The 16480-nt window shown below is 71.2% G+C and carries 16 protein-coding genes; 4 read left to right on the top strand and 12 right to left on the bottom strand.

Annotated features, from left to right (window positions below; genetic code table 11):
* Positions 1 to 93: 93 nt before the first annotated feature.
* The 6 genes from ACYU8V_RS14805 to ACYU8V_RS14780 are packed head-to-tail and all read right to left on the bottom strand — an operon-like array spanning position 94 to position 8077.
* Positions 94 to 2388: a methyl-accepting chemotaxis protein gene (locus tag ACYU8V_RS14805; RefSeq protein WP_460848422.1), complete on the bottom strand. Its 2295-nt coding sequence runs from the start codon at positions 2386 to 2388 to the stop codon at positions 94 to 96.
* The gene (locus tag ACYU8V_RS14800; protein WP_460848421.1) at positions 2385 to 2861 is read right to left on the bottom strand and encodes a chemotaxis protein CheW; all 477 of its coding nucleotides are present in this window, start codon (positions 2859 to 2861) and stop codon (positions 2385 to 2387) included. The genes ACYU8V_RS14805 and ACYU8V_RS14800 overlap by 4 nt, the downstream gene beginning before the upstream one ends.
* Positions 2858 to 5230 carry a chemotaxis protein CheW gene (locus tag ACYU8V_RS14795; RefSeq protein ID WP_460848419.1) on the bottom strand — a complete coding sequence of 791 codons (2373 nt, stop codon included), beginning with the start codon at positions 5228 to 5230 and terminating at the stop codon, positions 2858 to 2860. Before ACYU8V_RS14795 ends, ACYU8V_RS14800 begins: the two co-directional genes overlap by 4 nt.
* A gap of 53 nt (positions 5231 to 5283) precedes the next feature.
* Positions 5284 to 5679, bottom strand: a complete 396-nt coding sequence (locus tag ACYU8V_RS14790; RefSeq protein WP_460848418.1) for a YybH family protein — start codon at positions 5677 to 5679, stop codon at positions 5284 to 5286.
* Positions 5676 to 6626 carry an agmatinase gene (gene speB / locus ACYU8V_RS14785; RefSeq protein ID WP_460848416.1) on the bottom strand — a complete coding sequence of 317 codons (951 nt, stop codon included), beginning with the start codon at positions 6624 to 6626 and terminating at the stop codon, positions 5676 to 5678. The genes ACYU8V_RS14790 and speB overlap by 4 nt, the downstream gene beginning before the upstream one ends.
* On the bottom strand, positions 6623 to 8077 hold the full coding sequence (locus ACYU8V_RS14780) for a purine-cytosine permease family protein (RefSeq protein WP_460848414.1): 1455 nt from the start codon (positions 8075 to 8077) through the stop codon (positions 6623 to 6625). The genes speB and ACYU8V_RS14780 overlap by 4 nt, the downstream gene beginning before the upstream one ends.
* A 140-nt stretch (positions 8078 to 8217) precedes the next feature.
* Here ACYU8V_RS14780 and ACYU8V_RS14775 point away from each other — a divergent pair, with 140 nt between their 5' ends.
* Positions 8218 to 8796 (top strand): helix-turn-helix domain-containing protein, encoded by a 579-nt coding sequence (locus tag ACYU8V_RS14775; RefSeq protein ID WP_460848412.1) that lies wholly within the window; start codon positions 8218 to 8220, stop codon positions 8794 to 8796.
* 6 nt (positions 8797 to 8802) lie between these two features.
* Here ACYU8V_RS14775 and csrA read toward each other — a convergent pair whose 3' ends face one another.
* Genes csrA through ACYU8V_RS14750 form a run of 5 tightly spaced genes read right to left on the bottom strand, consistent with a single transcriptional unit; the run spans position 8803 to position 12262 of the window.
* On the bottom strand, positions 8803 to 9036 hold the full coding sequence (csrA, locus tag ACYU8V_RS14770) for a carbon storage regulator CsrA (protein WP_460848411.1): 234 nt from the start codon (positions 9034 to 9036) through the stop codon (positions 8803 to 8805).
* Between the two features lie 10 nt (positions 9037 to 9046).
* Positions 9047 to 9466 (bottom strand): flagellar assembly protein FliW, encoded by a 420-nt coding sequence (gene fliW / locus ACYU8V_RS14765; protein ID WP_460848409.1) that lies wholly within the window; start codon positions 9464 to 9466, stop codon positions 9047 to 9049.
* A gap of 26 nt (positions 9467 to 9492) precedes the next feature.
* The gene (gene flgL / locus ACYU8V_RS14760; RefSeq protein ID WP_460848407.1) at positions 9493 to 10383 is read right to left on the bottom strand and encodes a flagellar hook-associated protein FlgL; all 891 of its coding nucleotides are present in this window, start codon (positions 10381 to 10383) and stop codon (positions 9493 to 9495) included.
* A 2-nt stretch (positions 10384 to 10385) separates the two neighbouring features.
* Entirely contained in the window at positions 10386 to 11783 is a 1398-nt protein-coding gene (flgK, locus tag ACYU8V_RS14755; RefSeq protein WP_460848405.1) for a flagellar hook-associated protein FlgK, read from the bottom strand.
* The gene (locus ACYU8V_RS14750) at positions 11783 to 12262 is read right to left on the bottom strand and encodes a flagellar protein FlgN (RefSeq protein WP_460848403.1); all 480 of its coding nucleotides are present in this window, start codon (positions 12260 to 12262) and stop codon (positions 11783 to 11785) included. Before ACYU8V_RS14750 ends, flgK begins: the two co-directional genes overlap by 1 nt.
* Before the next feature lie 254 nt (positions 12263 to 12516).
* Here ACYU8V_RS14750 and ACYU8V_RS14745 point away from each other — a divergent pair, with 254 nt between their 5' ends.
* Together ACYU8V_RS14745 and ACYU8V_RS14740 are read left to right on the top strand one after the other, a co-directional pair.
* Positions 12517 to 13392, top strand: coding sequence for a sigma-70 family RNA polymerase sigma factor (locus ACYU8V_RS14745; RefSeq protein ID WP_460848401.1), 876 nt, complete (start codon positions 12517 to 12519; stop codon positions 13390 to 13392).
* An 11-nt stretch (positions 13393 to 13403) separates the two neighbouring features.
* On the top strand, positions 13404 to 14384 hold the full coding sequence (locus ACYU8V_RS14740; RefSeq protein ID WP_460848400.1) for a hypothetical protein: 981 nt from the start codon (positions 13404 to 13406) through the stop codon (positions 14382 to 14384).
* Positions 14385 to 14397: 13 nt separating this feature from the next.
* Here the strand turns inward: ACYU8V_RS14740 and ACYU8V_RS14735 are convergent, their stop codons facing one another.
* Positions 14398 to 15450, bottom strand: coding sequence for a glycosyltransferase (locus ACYU8V_RS14735; protein ID WP_460848399.1), 1053 nt, complete (start codon positions 15448 to 15450; stop codon positions 14398 to 14400).
* A 162-nt stretch (positions 15451 to 15612) separates the two neighbouring features.
* Between ACYU8V_RS14735 and ACYU8V_RS14730 the strand changes: the two genes are divergently transcribed.
* Positions 15613 to 16464 (top strand): flagellin N-terminal helical domain-containing protein, encoded by an 852-nt coding sequence (locus ACYU8V_RS14730; protein ID WP_460848398.1) that lies wholly within the window; start codon positions 15613 to 15615, stop codon positions 16462 to 16464.
* Positions 16465 to 16480: the final 16 nt, after the last annotated feature.

Genomic DNA, 16480 nt, shown 5'->3' with positions numbered 1-16480 from the left:
GCCGTGCCAGACCCCTCGGGCACGGCGGTCTCGGCCGACGACCGGACACAGTTGGGGGGTCGTGTGTGTCCGGCCGCCGGGCGTCTCAGGTCGTCACAGCTGGAAGCGGGCGACTAGGTCCTTGAGCTCGCCGGCCATGCCGGTGAGCTCGGTGGCGGAGGTGAGGGTGTCCTCGGCTCCGGAGCGGGTCTCGGCGGCCGCCGTGGCCACCTGGGTGACGTCCTCGGCGATGCCGTTGGCGCCGGCCGCCGCCTCGGTGACCGAGCGGGCGATCTCGTTGGTCGTGGCCGTCTGCTCCTCGACCGCGGAGGCGATCGTGGACTGGATGTCGTTGATCCGGGCGATCACCTCGGCGATCCGGCTGATCGCCGAGACCGCGCCCTGGGTGTCGGACTGGATCGCCTCGATCTTCTGACCGATCTCCTCGGTCGCCTTGGCGGTCTCCTTGGCCAGCTCCTTGACCTCGTTCGCGACCACCGCGAAGCCCTTGCCGGCGTCGCCGGCGCGGGCCGCCTCGATGGTGGCGTTGAGGGCCAGCAGGTTGGTCTGCTGGGCGATCGAGGTGATCACCTTGATGACCTGCCCGATCTCCGCGCTGGACTCGCCCAGCGAGGCCACGGTGCCCTGCGCCTCGGAGGCGACGGTCACGGCGTCGGTGGCCACGGTGGCCGCCTCGGTCGCGTTCTTGGCGATCTCACGGATCGACGCGGTCATCTCCTCCGCGGCGGTCGCCACGGTCTGGATGGACGCGGAGACCTGGACCGAGGCGGACGAGGCCGAGCCGGCCCGGTCCGACGTCATCGCGGCGCCCTGGCCCATCCCCTGCGCCAGCCCGGTCAGCTGGTCGGCGGCGGCGGCCAGCGTCTCCGCCGTCCCGCCGATGTTGCCCATCGACTCGCGCAGCGTGGTCATCAGGCTCCGCAGGCCGTCCGCCACCTGGCCGACTGCATCGTCGCCCTCGACGGTGAGCTCGCGGGTCAGGTCGCCGGTGGCGGCGGCCGAGACGACGTCGAGGATCATCTGGACCTTCGTCGCCAGGTCGGCGGCGGCCGCGCGGTCGTCCGCCTCGCGGCGGATCCGCTCGATCGCCTGGGACACCAGGCGCCCGACGTTGCGCAGCGCCGCGAGTCGCTGCTCGCTCGGCTGCAGGGTCTCGGTGGCGAAGAAGTCCATCGTGCCGACGACCTCGCCGTTGACCATGATCGGGAAGCAGACGCCCGACTTCACGCCGGCCGCCTGGGCGACGGGTGCGCGGACACAGTCGGTCATCTCGCCGATGTCCTGGGTGAAGTAGAGGTCGCGCTGCGCCCACGCCCGGCCGGACAGGCCGACGCCCTCGGCGAAGGTGGCGGTCAGCGTCACGGCCCGGAACTCCGGGCCGGCGTCGCCGGACTCGCGGTCGAACTTGAGCAGCCGGTCGGTCTGGTCGACGGTCCAGTACGAGCCGTAGGCCCAGCCGAACTCGCCCCGCACGGTGTCGAGCGCGGTCTGGACGGCGCTGTCGATGTCGTTGGCCGCCGAGAGACTGGACAGCAGCTTGTTGACCGCGGCGGTGTCCGCCTCGGCCTCGGCGCGGAACTGCTCGTCGCGCAGCCGGTCGGTGATGACCTCCCAGGTCGCCATCGCGCCGATGTAGGCGCCCTCGTCGTCGCGGATCGGGCTCACCAGCAGGTCGAGCGTCTCCGGGCCGACCTTGATGTTCGCGCGACGCGGGAGCTGCTTCTCGTCGGCGAGGATGCCACGCTGGTACGACGGGGTCTTGTGGAAGATGTCCAGGCTCGAGCCGACCACGTCGTCGGCCTTGACCGGCAGGTGCTGCTCGAGCTTGCGCAGCGTCTCCAGCGAGGTCGGGTTCATGTAGCGGATGACGAACTCGCGGTCCGCGAACATCATGTTCGTCGGGGAGTTCTCCATCATCGAGCTGATCCGCGCGACGCGCTTCTCGAGCTCCAGCTTCTCGGTGACGACGTCCCACGTGGCCATCGCGCCGACGTACTCCCCCGACTCGTCGCGGATCGCGGCGACGTTGAGGTCGAGGGTCTCGGGACCGACCTGGATGTAGGCGCGGCGCGGCAGGTGGTCCGCGGTCGCGAGGAGGCCGCGCTGGTAGGCGGGGTTCTTGTGGAAGATGTCCACGTTGGAGCCGACCACCGCCTCCGGAGTGACCGGCAGGAACTCCCGGAGCTTCTCCAGACCCTCCAGCGTGGCCTTGTTGGCGTAGGTGATGGTGAAGTCGCGGTCGGCCAGCATGACGCGGGTCGGGATGGACTCCAGGACGTCGGGCAGCCGGGACAGGTCCACGCCCTCCGTCACGACGGGCGCGGACTTGCCGCGCGAGGACGGCCGGGTGCCGTTCGCGGACGCCGGGCTGTTGAGGATCTCGGTCACGGTTTTCCTCCGCTGGTGTCGGGCACGGTCGAGACGTCGACCGCGCGGTCTGCGTCCAGCACCAGCAGGATCGAGTCGGTCAGGGGACGGACCCCGGAGACGACCTCCTGCAACTGGAACGGCATGTTCGAGGGGACCGGCTCGGGTTCGATGCCGGCAGTGTCGATGACGTCGCCGATGTCGTCGACGAGGATGCTGACCACCTCGCCACGACTGCGCACGATGACGTTCATCGGCGGGGTCTCTGGGTCGCGCGGCGGCAGGCCGAGCCGCACGCGCAGGTCGACCGCGGTCACGATCTGGCCGCGCAGGTTGATCAGGCCGGTCACGGCCTCGGCGGCTCGCGGGACCGGGGTCATCGGCTGGGTGCGGAGGACCTCCTGGACCTCTGCGACGGAGACCCCGAAGAACAGGTCGTCCACCCAGAACGTGCAGTATTTCTGCGCGAGGGAGTCCAGTACGGCGCTGCTCATGCCGCACCTCCCAGCGACGCCACCACGGCGGCCAGGTCGACCAGGTCGGTGACCCGCTCCTGGACGATCGCGCTGCCGAGCACTCCGCTGCGCCGGCCCACCTCGGTGGGGACCACGGAGGTGTCGACCACGTCGAGGACCCGGTCGATGACGATGCCGACCGCACCCTCGTCGCGCTCGTGCACGACGACGCTGAGCTGGTCCTGCAGGTGGCTGGTGTCGGGCAGGCCGATCGCGGAGGCCAGGCGCACCAGCGGCAGGATGCCGTCGCGGTACTGCACGACCTCGGCCGCGCCCGAGCGCTCGATCCGGTCCAGGGCGAACTCCTCGAGCCGGGCGACCGCCCCGAGGGGCAGGGCAGCACGGCGGCCGTCGGCGACCTCGAGCACCAGGAACGAGGCCAGGTCGGCCGCGACGTCGGTCCGCGCGTCGGCCGACTCGGCGACCACGCTGCCGATGCCGGCGTCCACGCCCATGCCGGCGACGTCGAGGATCAGCGCCACCCGGCCGTCGCCCATGATGGTCGCGCCGGCGTACATGCCGAGCGACTTGAGCTGGCGGCCGATCGGCTTGACCACGATCTCCTGGGTGTCGTGCACCTCGGAGACGCACAGCCCGAAGCGCGTGTCGTCGGACTGGAGCACGACCACGGTGAGGGCCTCGGCGTTGTCGACGGACCCGCCGAGCGCCTCGGCGAGATGCACCAGGGGCAACAGGCGTCCACGCAGGCGCAACACGGGCGCCCCGGCGAGCCGCTCGACCTGGCGGCGCAGGTCCTCGCCCTCGAGGCGGACCAGCTCGACCAGGTTGGCCTGCGGGATCGCGTAGCGCTCGGCCCCCTCCCCTACGACCAGCGCGGGGATGATGGCGAGGGTGAGCGGGATGCGGACCCGGACCGTCGTACCGCGCCCGGCTTCGCTCTGCAGGTCGACGCTGCCGCCGATCCGCTCGATGTTGGTGCGCACGACGTCCATGCCGACGCCACGGCCGGAGATGTTGGAGACCTCGCTGGCGGTGGAGAAGCCGGGGCGGAAGATCAGGCTGAGCACCTCGCGGGTGTCCATCCGGGCGAGCTGCTCGCGGGTGGCGACACCCTGCTGCAGCGCGACGGCGGCGATCTTCTCCGGGTCGATGCCCTTGCCGTCGTCCTTGATCTCGACGACGACCTGGCCGGACTCGTGGAAGGCCCGCAGGACCAGGGTCCCCTTGGCGGGCTTGCCGGCGGCGACGCGGTCGGCCGGGAGCTCGATGCCGTGGTCCATCGAGTTGCGGACCAGGTGCGTGAGCGGCCCCTTGAGGGCCTCCAGCAGGCTCCGGTCCAGCTCGGTCTCGTGTCCCTCCATGACCAGCTCGACCTCGCGGCCCAGCTGGTGGGCGAGGTCGCGGACGACGCGCGGCATCTTGGACCAGACCTGGCCGATGGGCTGCATGCGGGTCTTCATGACCGACTCCTGCAGCTCGCTGGCCACCAGGTCGAGCCGCTGGCTGGCGCGCACCAGCTCGACGTCACCGGCCGCGAGCGTGCGCTGCAGCAGCTGGTTGCGGGTCAGGACCAGCTCGCCGACGAGGTCGACGAGGGTGTCGAGCAGGTCCACGTCCACGCGGACCGAGGCGTCGACGACGGTACGCCGGTCCGTCCCGTCCCACGGCTCGGCGGACTCGCTGGCCTCCGGGGGCTGGACGCCGCGGCGCTCGATGCCGTCCCAGCCGGACGAGCCCTCGGGCCGCTCCGACGCCTCCGGGACGTCCGACGGCTCCGGGACGTCCGCGGTGTCGGCGTCCGCGTCCGCGTCGGCCTCGGGCGAGCCGTCCGCGTCGCTGGTGGTGGTCCCCTCCCCTGCGACCGGCGGCGCCGGAACGCTCCCGTCCGGGGACACGGTTGCCGGGGCGCCGACCTCGATGGGTTCCTCGGCGCTGCCGGTCGCAGGGGTGGGTGCAGGCTCCTCGGTCGCGGTCGCCGGCGCGGGATCTCCGGCGAGCAACCGCTCGATCACCTGCACCACGGGGTCGACCGCGACCGATGGGTCGGTGTCGGCTCCCGTGCGCTCGATCGCCTCGAGCAGCGCACGGGTCACGTCGACCATGTGCAGCAGAGCCTCCGCGATCTCCGGGGACATCTGCTCCACGCCGTCGCGCAAGCGCGACAGCAGGGTCTCGCCGACGTGCGTCAGCTGCTCGAGCCGGTTGAAGGCGAGGAACCCACTGGTCCCCTTGATCGTGTGGATCGTGCGGAAGATGCTCGAGAGCAGCTCCCGGGACCTCGGGTCGCGCTCGAGCTCGACCAGGTCGCGGTCGAGCTGGTCGAGGTTCTCGTGGGACTCCACGAGGAACTCGGCGATGATCTCCGCGTCTTCGTCGTTCTGGGTCACAGCGTCCCTCCCTTCGCAGCCTTTGATCGGCTGCAGGGAGGGACGTCTGAGGGCTAAGCCGGCACGGGTGACAGATGCTCGTGCACGGCGAGCAGCCCGTCGGTCGTCCGGGTGAACACGATCGTCTCGCGCTCGTCGGTGGCCGTCCGCTCGCCCTCCACGTCGACGACGGTGTGGACGCGGTGGCTGAACACCGCCGTGTCGCCGAGCACCTGGACCAGCCGCTCGGTGCTGGAGCACGACACGACCCGCCACCCCTCGTCGAGCCAGCCCTGCCACACGTCCTCGTAGGTCGCGCGGTCGTCGAAGCGGTGCGGCTCGGGGTGGAAGACGAAGGTGGCGTCCGGTGTGAAGCAGGAGAAGTACGCCGCCGTGTCGGTCGCCGCGAACGCCTCGACCAGCCCGTCCGCCGCCGCGAGCACCTCGCGCTCGGTCAGCGGGGCCCTCACGCGCGCCCCGGCAGGATGCTGAGCAGCTCGTAGACGGTGTGCGCGGCCGCGATGCCGGTGATCTCGGCGTGGTCGTAGGCCGGCGACACCTCGACGATGTCGGCGCCGATCACGTTGAGGCCCTCGAGTCCCCGCAGGACCTCCAGCAGTTGCATGCTGCTCAACCCGCCCGCCTCCGGCGTACCGGTGCCGGGAGCGAAGGCCGGGTCGAGCACGTCGATGTCCAGCGTGACGTAGACCGGCCGGTCGCCGAGCCGCGCGCGGACCCGGTTGATGATGTCGTCCAGCGGCTGGCGCGCGAAGTCGCGGCAGTGCACGGCGGCGAAGCCGAGCCGCTCGCTCTCGTCGAGGTCCAGGCGGCTGTACAGCGGGCCGCGCAGGCCCACGTGCATCGAGTGCTCGAGGTCGATCAGCCCCTCCTCGGAGGCCCGGCGGAACGGGGTCCCGTGCGTGTAGGGCGCCCCGAAGTAGGTGTCCCAGGTGTCGAGGTGGGCGTCGAAGTGCAGCACCGCGATCGGGCCGTGCCGCTCGGCCTGCACCCGCAGCAGCGGGAGGGCGATCGTGTGGTCGCCGCCGATCGTCACCAGGCTGCGACCGGTGCCGGACAGATCCCGTGCCGCGCCCTCGATCTGGGTGATCGCCTGGCCGATGTCGAACGGGTTGACCCCCAGGTCGCCGCCGTCGGCGACCTGCGCCCGGGCGAACGGCTCGCTGTCCTGCGCCGGGTTGTAGGGCCGCAGCAGCCGCGAGCTCTGCCGGACGTGGGCCGGCCCGAACCGGGCGCCCGGGCGGAAGCTGACGCCGGTGTCGAACGGGACGCCCCAGATCACCGTGTCGGCATCACCGACGTCGTCGAGCCGGGGCAGCCGGGCGAAGGTGGCGAACCCGCTGTAGCGCGGGTCGACGGACGCGTCGACGGGGCCGACGGGCGGGGTGGGGATGGTCATGCGGGAACCTCTCCGAGGGTGACGGGCTCCTGGGGCAGGGTGGCCTCGGCGGCCAGGTCGATGGTCCGGGCGAGCAGCAGGTAGACGACGCCGGTGACGAGCAGGCCCACCAACCACGCGAGATCCACCTCGTTGAGGGACTTCGCGACCGGGCCGAAGAAGTGGTGCTTCCCGGCCGGGTTGATCACCATGAACGGGATCTCGGCGACCAGGCCGGCGGCGTACGCCACCAGGCCGCGCCAGGACCAGATCCCGTAGACGCCGTCGACGCGGAACAGCTCGCCGATCGAGTAGTGGCCGCGGCGGACGACGAAGAAGTCGACCAGGTTGGTCGCGGTCCACGGCACCAGCAGGTAGAGCATCAGCGTGAGTGCCACGAACACGGTGTTGACGGCGTCGGCGCTGATCGAGCGGCCGACGACGTACCAGACCACGGTGAGGCCGAGGATGGCGATGATCCGGGCCCGGCGCGACGGGGTGAACGGCCGGAAGCAGTCCACGGCGGTCAGCACGGTGAGGGCTCCGCCGTAGGCGTTCATGCCCATCGTCGCGACCAGCGCGAGCGCCGACAGCGCGGCGACGATGCTGCCCAGGTGCGGGATCACGTTGTTGCCCGCGAGCTGCAGGCCGGCCAGGCCGTCCTCGGCACCGAGCCGGGTCGCCATCCACGCACCGAGCGTGATCAGCCAGATCGCCGCGCCGCTGGCGCCGACGAAGACGGACACGATGACCGCGGACGGCTTGGTGTTCGCGGGCAGGTAGCGGGAGTAGTCGGAGACGTACGGCGCGTAGGTGATGTTGTACGCCGCGGCGGCCGACAGCTGCGCCATGAACGCGACCCAGGTGAAGTGCCCCGGATCGGCGGGCGCGGCGCCGCCGCCCTGGCCGAGGATGACCCCGATGGTGAGCACCGTCGTCAGCGGGAGCAGGAGCAGCAGGATCGAGCGGAACGCCCGGTGCAGCCAGTCGTGGCCGAGGATCGCGAGCACGGCCGCGATCACCGCCGCGCCGACGGCGACCGCCTGCGCGCTCCACCCGAAGGCATCGTGCAGACCGAGGCCGACGAGCACCTGGTCGGCGATGTTGAACGCCAGGTAGGTGAACAGGGTGGCCGCGAGCGGGATGATCACGCCCCGGTAGCCGAACTGACCGCGGGACTGGATGAGCTGCGGCAGGCCGAGCTGCGGGCCCTGCGAGGCGTGGAAGGCCATGAACAGGGTGCCGATCAGGATGCCCAGCGCACCGGCGAGCGCGGTCCAGCCGAGCGGGAGACCGAGGCTTGGGCCGATGAAGCCGATCGGGATCGAGAAGTACTGGAAGTTGCCGGTGAACCACAGGGGCAGCTGGTGCCAGAGCTTGCCGCGGCGCTCGGCGTGCGGCACCCAGTCGATCGAGCGGACCTCGATCAGCGGCGCCGGAGCGAAGCCGGTGTCGGCGTTTTCAGTCTCCATCGGGCAGTCCTTCGGGTCGGGCGGGCCGGTCGCGGAGTGAGGTGGACCACAACTCCGTGTTGTCCTATGGTGGACAGAAGTGTCGTATTAGTCAACCCCCTTCCTGCGCCGCAGCGTCGCCCGCCCGTTAGGGTTCCCGCATGGTCAAGCCCGTCTCCGCCGAGCCCGGACAGCGCTCCCGCATCGGCGCGCGCCTGCGCGCCGCCCGGGTCCGCCAGGGCCTGACGCTGGACAACGTGGCCGGCGCGGCCGGGCTCACGAAGAGCTTCCTCAGCCGCCTCGAGCGCGACGAGACCTCTCCCAGCGTCGCGACGCTGCAGGTGATCTGCGAGGTGCTCTCGCTGCCGATCGGCTCGCTCTTCGAGGCGCCCGAGTACGACGTCGTCCGCGCCCAGGACGCCCCCGGCATCCTGCTGGTGGGCGACGGGGTCGACGAGCGGCTGCTCACCCCGCGCGGCCAACCGCAGCTGCAGGTGGTGCGCTCGACGGTCGAGGCCGGCGGCTCCGGTGGCGACGACCTCTACACGCTGGACTGCGACGTCGAGGTGGTCCACGTCCTCAAGGGACGGCTCGAGGTGGTCATGGTCGACACGACGGTCGAGCTCGGCACCGGTGACACGCTGACCTTCAAGGGCCGCGAGCCGCACACGTGGCGCAACCTGGACCCCAAGCGTCCGGCCGAGCTGATGTGGATCATCGCGCCGGCGGCCTGGGGCTGATCCCCGCTACTTGCGGGACTTGAGCGCCTCGGTCAGCGAGGCGACGGCATCGGGCGACGGCGAGGCCGCCTCGGCGTTGGCGTCGGCGAGCTCGGCGAGCAGCTCGGCACGGTGGACGGTCACCGAGCGCGGCGCGTCGATCCCGATGCGGACGACGTCGCCACGCACCTCCAGGACCGTGACGGTCACGTCGTCGCCGATGACGACGCTCTCCCCCACCCGACGCGAAAGAACAAGCACAGGGTCGACGTTACCCGACGATGGGCGCTGCGATGGGGAGCTCGGGGTCGTCCAGGATCACCTGGCACGCCCGGTGGTTCACCGTGTTGAGGACGATCGGCGCCCGCAGGTTGATCGTGGTGTCGGCCAGCGAGGCCCCGGCACGCACCAGCACGAACACCATCACGTCGTCGGCGTCGGTGATCGCGAGGTCCTCGACCACGTCGTCGCCGATCTCCGGCGCGTAGTCGGACCGGAAGGTCGCCGGCGGGACGACGACGAACTCCAGCCCGGACCCGCCCAGCGAGCGGAAGCCGAACAGCACGCCCTCCTCGTCCATCCGCACCAGCGCGAACCGGTCGTCGTCGGGGAACCCCGGCAGCGGTCGGACCAGGTCGATGACCGGCACCTCCACCAGGTCGGTCGGCGCTGCGGTCTCCCCTGTCACCATGGTCGTCATCATCGCGTACGTGCCCTTCAGCTCAGGAAGTCCAGCAGGCTGCGCTGGATCGTCTTGGAGGTCGCGGCGAGTGCCGCCTGGTAGGCCACCTGCTGGCTCTGCAGGTTGACCGTGGCCGACGCGAGGTCCACGTCCTCCAGCGTCGAGAGGCTGGACTTCATCTGCAGCTGCGCGGACGACGCGGCGTCGCCGGCGTTCTGCACCTGCTGGTAGACCACGCCCGCCGACGTACGCGCCGAGGTGACGGTGTCGATCCGGGCCTGCATCGCGCTGATGCCCGCCGAGATGCCGGCGTCGCTTCCCGACCGCAGCGCGGTGGAGAGGTCGGAGAGCTCCTGGAAGACCGAGCTCGCGCCGCTGCCGAACACGGCGGTGCCGTCGACGTTGACGTTGACGTTGACCCCGTCGGCGATCCGGCGCGTCACGTTGCCGGTGGTGCCGACGTAGGTCCCGCTGGTGTCGTACGCCGTGTCCCCGCTGGTCACGCCTCCGAAGACCGGCCGGTTCAGGTACGTCGCGTTCGCGTCGGCCAGCATGCTGGAGCGGATGCCGTCGATCTCGTCGGCCAGCGAGCCGAGCGCGGCCGGGCCCATGCTGCCGCTGTTGGCGCCCTTGAGCGCGAGCGTGTAGGCCCGCTGCACCGACGTCGTGACGGAGGCGAGCGTGGAGTCGATCCGGGTCAGCCAGCCGAGGCCGTCGGTGGCGTTGCGGCTGTACTGCGAGTTCGCGGCCATCGAGTCGCGCAGCCGCATCGCGGCCGTGGTGTCGGTGGGGTTGTCCGAGGGCCGGTTGAGCAGGCGGCCGGTCGCCATCTGCTCCTGGGTCTTGGCCATCCGGCCCAGGGTCTGCTGGATGGCGTCGATCGAGTGCGCCGTCGTCATCCGCTGGGTCACGCGTCCGATGACCATCGCTACCTCCCGACCAGACCGGTGTGGTTGATGAGCGTGTCGAGCATGTCGTCGATGGTCGTCATCACCCGCGCCGCCGCCTGGTAGCCGCGTTGTGCCGTCACCAGGTTCACGGTCTCCTCGTCGATGCTGACACCCGCCTGCTGCTCCCAGGACCCGTCGAGCGAGTCGGTGAGCGTGACCTGGTTGGTGGCCTGCTGGTTGATCGCGGCGACCTTGGTGCCGAAGCCGTTGACCAGCTGCTGGTAGGCGTCCTTCACCCCGGTGGTCGAGGTGCTCAGCGTGTAGGCGTTGCCCCCGTCGATGTTGCCGCCGGGGATGCCGGAGGCGGCGAGCAGGCTCGTGTCGGTGATGGCCACCGCGAGCGAGCCCGCGGGGTCGGAGGCGTTGTAGGTGAAGAAGGCGCCGCCCGGGTTGCCCGCCAGGTCGTAGCCGCTCTGGTGCACCGAGTTGATCGCCGTGGTGAGCTGCTGGGCGATCGCGTCGAGGCCGGCCTTGTAGTCGGGCAGGGTGGTCGTCAGCAGGTCCGTCACCGCACCCGCCTCGCCGCCGAGCGCGCCGCCGACCGGGGTCGACCCGGTGGCGTCGTCGATGCGGAAGGTGATCGGGTTGCCGTCGGACGCGCCGCTCGCGGTGATCCCGGTGTCGATCACCAGGGTGCCGGCGCTCTGGCCGGTCACGAGGGGCGTGCCGCCGACCGTGACGTCGTACATCCCGTTGGCCTCGGTGCTGACGGTGCCACCGGCGAGGTTCGCCAGCTTGAGGGCGAGCTGGTCGCGCTGATCCTTGAGGGTGTTCACGTCGAGGCCGGACTGCTCGCCCTGCAGGATGTGCAGGTTGAGCGTCGCGAGACCCGATGCCGCGGTGTTGATGTCGGAGACGTTCGACATCAGGTGCAGCCGCTGGTCGGCCTCCTCGCCGGTGATGTTGTTGGCCTGGGCGTTGATGGCCCGTGCCAGGGACTGCCCGTCGCCGATGACCTGCTGGCGCGAGGCGGCGTCACCCGGGTTGTTCCCGAGCGCCTGCCAGGACGCGTTGAAGGTCTGCAGCGCGGCGGCCACCCCGCTGTCGCCGGGCTCCCCGATGCCGTCCTCGATCCGGCTGAGCGCGGTCTGCTGGGTGGTCAGGTAGGTGAGGCTCGCGTGCTCGCGGCGGACGCGGGAGGTGAGCAGCGCGTCCGTCGTACGGTCGACGCTCTGGACCGCGACACCGTCGCCGTGTCCGTCGTACGTCGACCACAGCGCGACCGCGCCGGCACTGACCGAGCCGCCCTGGACGGTACGCCGGACGTAGCCGTCGGTCGAGGCGTTGGAGATGTTGTTGCCGGCGGTGTCCATGAGGACCTGGTTGTAGCGCAGGCCCGACAGCGCGGAGCCCAGCGAGGAGAAGGTGCCGGTCACTAGAGGCTCCTGTCGACGAGTCGGCGGCGGGGCGCCTCGGCCACGGAGCGGCCGTCGTGGGTGTAGCCCTCGGTCGACGTGCCGCCGATGGAGAGGAGGGCCTCCTGGGCCGAGCGGAAGCCGGCGCTGAGCAGGCCCTTGTTCTCCTCGGACAGCTCCGCGATCTCGCGGGCGGCGGAGAGGAAGGCGTCGCGGTGCTCGAGCAGGATGCCCCGCCACGGGTCGCCCACGGCCTCGGCGAGACCGGCCAGCGAGGGGTTCGGCGTCATGCCGAGCTGCTCGGCGGCCTCGTCGGCCGCGACGGCGCGCAGGACCTCGGTGGAGCGGATGTCCGACAGCGTCTCGTCGATGTCACGGGTCGCGCGGGCCAGCCACTTGGTGCGGCCGCTGGCCAGGACCAGTCGTTCGACCTCGAGCTCGTAGGCGAGGTGCTCGAGCAGCTCGCGTTCGCGCCAGAGGATCTGGGACAGCTTGTCCACGTCGTCAACCTTTCCGGTTCGTCATCGCCGGAATGATCGGCTCCGGATCGTCGGGACCTGAGCGATTCGCACGATCGTGCAGAACCCGGCGATCGGTCAGCGGCCCTGATGAACGCGGGTCGCTCGGGACTAGTCACCCCGGCACCTTCTGACTAGGACCGGCAGGGACCCATGTCCTGAATTCGCCCGAACAGGGACCCGTTGGGTCCCGAAATCGTTCCGCTACCAGGTCCGGCGGCCCCACTGTGCTACGTGTGAGCAAGCCAACCGACACCTCCGCATCCTCCCTCGGGAACGCCGTCGAGACCCTCGGCGAGGAGGAGCTGATCACCAGCCACATGCAGCTCGTCGGCCACATCGTCCGCGAGACCATGGGCCGGGTTCCGAGCCACGTGAACCGCGACGACCTCACCTCCGCGGGCCTCACCGCACTGGTCCTCGCGGCCCGTGCGTACGACGCCGAGCGGGGCGTCCCGTTCGACCGGTACGCCGCCACCCGCATCCGCGGCGCGCTGCTCGACGAGCTGCGCTCCATCGACTGGGCCTCGCGCTCGGTACGCCGCCGGGCGCGCGACCTGTCCGAGACCCGGTCGGCCCTGGCCAACGCGCTGGGTCGCACGGCGTCGCCGACAGAGGTGGCCCAGGCCGCCGGCCTCACCGTGGACGAGGTCGCCGCGAACGACGACGACGTCGCCCGCGCCCAGGTGCTGTCCCTGCAGGGATCGACCACCACCCCGATCGACGAGCTGGTCCCCCACCGGGCGCCGTCGCCGGAGGACCTGCTGGAGCAGTCGGAGAAGCTGGAGTACCTCCGCGAGGCGATCGAGGAGCTGCCCGACCGGCTGCGCATCGTCGTCCAGGACTACTTCTTCGCCGAGCGTCCGATGGCCGACATCGCGGCCGAGCTCGGCGTCACCGACTCGCGCATCTCCCAGATGCGCGCCGAGGCGCTCGTGCTGCTGCGCGACGCCCTCAACCACGCCCTCGAGCCGGGCCTGGTCAAGCCCGTCCCCGGCAAGGCCGGCGGCGTCGCACACCGTCGCCGCGAGGCCTACTTCGCCGCGGTCGCCGCCCGGCACGCGCAGGGCACGGTCCGTCCGCTGCGCGCCGTCGACCAGGTCGCCGGCTGACGAGCACGGTCATGGCCTTCGAGCACGTCTACGTCTTCTACCCGCGCGGGCTGCGCACCGGCGGCCCCGAGGCGCTGCACCAGCTCGTCGACAGCCTGCGCCGCAACGGCCAGGAGGCGACGCTGGTGACCCATCCCGGCTTCCGGGACCAGCAGCGCGTGCCCGACTACGAGAAGTACGACGCCCCCGAGTCGCCGTCGGTCGTCGACGCACCCGGCTGCGCCGTGGTCGTCCCGGAGGTCTACCTGGCCGGCCTCGGCGGCGGGCGGCACCTCGAGGTCTTCGGCTGGTGGCTGAGCATCGACAACGCGCCGTTCTTCCGGGCCGACTGGCAGTCCCGCGACCCCTGGCAGGTCACCATCAACGCACCGACCGAGAACGAGCCGCTCGACGTCGAGCGGATGCGGAGCATGCGCCACCTGACCCAGTCGCAGTACGCCTGGAGCTACCTGTTCACCCGGCTCGGCGTCACCGGCTCCACGCTCACCGACTGGACCGACGCGTCGCGCTTCGACGGCGGCCTGCCGCCGGCTGAGCGCGGCCGGACGGTGGCCTACAACCCGTCCAAGGCCGCGGTGATCACCGAGCTGGTCAAGGCCGAGCTGCCCGACGTGGAGTTCGTGCCGCTGCGTGGCATGACCCCCGACGAGGTCGCCGCGACCCTGTCGCGCTCCGCCATCTACCTCGACCTGGGCCACCACCCCGGCCGCGACCGGCTCCCGCGGGAGGCCTCGCTGGCCGGCGCCACGGTCGTGGTGGCGCGCCGCGGATCGGCGGCGTACCACGTCGACGTAGCGCTGCCGCGTGAGCACAAGGTGGACGCGACGCCGCAGCTGCCGGAGCTGGCCGCCGAGCGGATCCGGGCGGTCCTCGCCGATCCGCAGCACCACGCCGACCTGCAGAAGTCCTACCGCGCGGCCGTGGCCGACGAGCGCGACGCCTTCGACGAGCAGGTACGCCGGGTGTTCGTCGCTCACGAGTACGGCGACTGAGCGCCGCCCCGCCTCAGGCGGGGACGACGGCGTCGGCGGGGAACTTCGCCCCGTACGCCGCCCGGTAGGCCTCGATCCACCGCGGCGCCCACGCCTGGGTGGTGAAGGAGCGCGCCACCTCGCGGGCCCGCAGGCCCATCGCCCGGCGCATCTCCTCGTCCTGGGACAGCGCGCGCAGCGCCTTCATCCAGTCGCTGTCGGTGCGGCAGAGGAAGCCGGTCTCGCCGTGCACCACGAAGTCCCGGTAGGGACCGGCGTCGCTGGCGACCAGCGGGACGCCGAAGGCGCCGGCCTCGAGCGCCTTCAGCGCCGACTTCGAGCGGTTGAACGCGTCGTCGGCCAGTGGCGCGAGCGCCACGTGCCAGGTCGTCAGGGGCAGGTAGTACTCGTCGATCGACCCGGCCCACGGCAGGAACTCCGCGTCCTTGTAGCCGACCAGCCCGCGGAAGTCGGCGCCCATCATCACCAGGTGGGCACGGGCCTTGCTCAGCCCGTAGCGCACGCCGTCGGCGCACACCCGCCAGTCCAGGACGTGCGTCGCGCTCCCGGCCCAGCCGACCCGCAGCTGCTCGCCCGGCCGGCGTACCGGCTGCGGCACCTCGAGCAGGACCTCGTCGATGGTGTTCGGCAGCACGACGATGGGTGCGTCGGTGTGCTGGGCGTAGGTCTCGGCGAGGTACGGCGTCGAGACGGTCACGAGGTCGGCGCGCTCCAGCGAGCGGCGGATCTCGGGCAGCACCCGCGCGACGTACTGCTCGTGGGTGATCCTGTCGGCCGCGAACATCGGGTTGTCCGGCCGCGGGCTCAGGTAGTCGTCGTCGTGCTCGAGCACCGCGATCCTCGGGCGGGGCGCCACCGTGCTGAGCTCCTCGACCGCGTCGGCGAGCTTCTGGACCGGCCCCTGGCCGACGATCACGTCGGCCCCCACCGCAGCGCCGACACCGAGCTGGGCGCCGAAGTCGAACCGGGCGAGTCCCTGCCACGCCGCCTCGGTGAGCGGCGCGTTCACGCGGTAGTGGAAGCCGCCGTTGCCGAGGCCCGCGCGCGTCCAGACGAAGATCTTCACGGAGTGCTCATCGGCCCGGTCCGCGCGGACCTGACACCGCCCCGTCCGGAAATTCCCGGCCGCAACGGCTCAACCGCGTCGGCCGCCGACCGAATGACACCGCGACGGAGTCCACGGACGGGCTCCGAGAACCCAGGCAAATGAATCCAGGAAGGAATCACCATGAGCCTCCGCATCAACACCAACATCGACGCACTGACCGCGTACCGCAACCTCAGCACCACCCAGACGTCGATGAGCGCCTCGGTCGAGCGCCTGTCCTCCGGCCTGCGCATCAACAAGGCGGCCGACGACGCCGCCGGCCTCGCCATCAGCCAGGGCCTCACCGCCCAGATCAACGGCATCGGCCAGGCCGTCCGCAACTCCCAGGACGGCATCAACGTCGTCCAGACCGCGGACGGTGCCCTCACCGAGGTGCAGTCGATCCTGCAGCGCGTCCGCACCCTGACCGTCCAGGGCGCGAACGACAGCAACGACAGCAACGCCCGTGGCGACATCGGTACGGAGATCACGGCCCTGGGCGCCGAGCTCGACCGGATCAAGAGCACCACGAGCTTCAACGGCACCAACCTGCTCGACGGCACCGCGGACCTGAAGTTCCAGGTCGGCTCGGCCAGCGGCACGTCGAACCAGATCGAGGTCGACCTGACCTCGGGTGGCGCCAACGCGGTGGACCTGTCCAGCGGCACGCTGCTCAGCGGCGCGGCCTCCCTCGGCAGCGGCTCGACGGCGGACAACTTCAACGCCGCGCTCGGCGACCTCGACACCTCCATCCAGTCGGTGTCGACCCTCCGGGCGAACCTCGGTGCCGTGCAGAACCGCCTGCAGCACACGATCAACAACCTGTCGGTCACCCAGGAGAACCTCCAGGCGTCCAACAGCGCCATCACGGACACCGACATGGCGGCTGAGATGAGCAACTACACCCGGACCCAGATCCTGTCGCAGGCCGGCACGTCGATGCTCAAGCAGGCGAACTCGTCGGCCCAGAGCGTGCTGTCCCTGCTGCAGTGACCCCTGGTCACGCGTA

It is taken from the genome of Nocardioides ultimimeridianus (assembly GCF_054777895.1).
This window is presented reverse-complemented; position numbering and strand designations above follow the sequence as displayed.

Excerpts from the sequence above, each read along its gene's own strand:
- ACYU8V_RS14800 (WP_460848421.1), bottom strand. The coding sequence starts at position 2,861 with ATGAGCAGCGCCGTACTGGACTCCCTCGCGCAGAAATACTGCACGTTC.
- speB (WP_460848416.1), bottom strand. The coding sequence starts at position 6,626 with ATGACCATCCCCACCCCGCCCGTCGGCCCCGTCGACGCGTCCGTCGAC.
- ACYU8V_RS14780 (WP_460848414.1), bottom strand. The coding sequence starts at position 8,077 with ATGGAGACTGAAAACGCCGACACCGGCTTCGCTCCGGCGCCGCTGATC.
- ACYU8V_RS14775 (WP_460848412.1), top strand. The coding sequence starts at position 8,218 with ATGGTCAAGCCCGTCTCCGCCGAGCCCGGACAGCGCTCCCGCATCGGC.
- fliW (WP_460848409.1), bottom strand. The coding sequence starts at position 9,466 with ATGGTGACAGGGGAGACCGCAGCGCCGACCGACCTGGTGGAGGTGCCG.
- flgL (WP_460848407.1), bottom strand. The coding sequence starts at position 10,383 with ATGGTCATCGGACGCGTGACCCAGCGGATGACGACGGCGCACTCGATC.
- ACYU8V_RS14740 (WP_460848400.1), top strand. The coding sequence starts at position 13,404 with ATGGCCTTCGAGCACGTCTACGTCTTCTACCCGCGCGGGCTGCGCACC.
- ACYU8V_RS14730 (WP_460848398.1), top strand. The coding sequence starts at position 15,613 with ATGAGCCTCCGCATCAACACCAACATCGACGCACTGACCGCGTACCGC.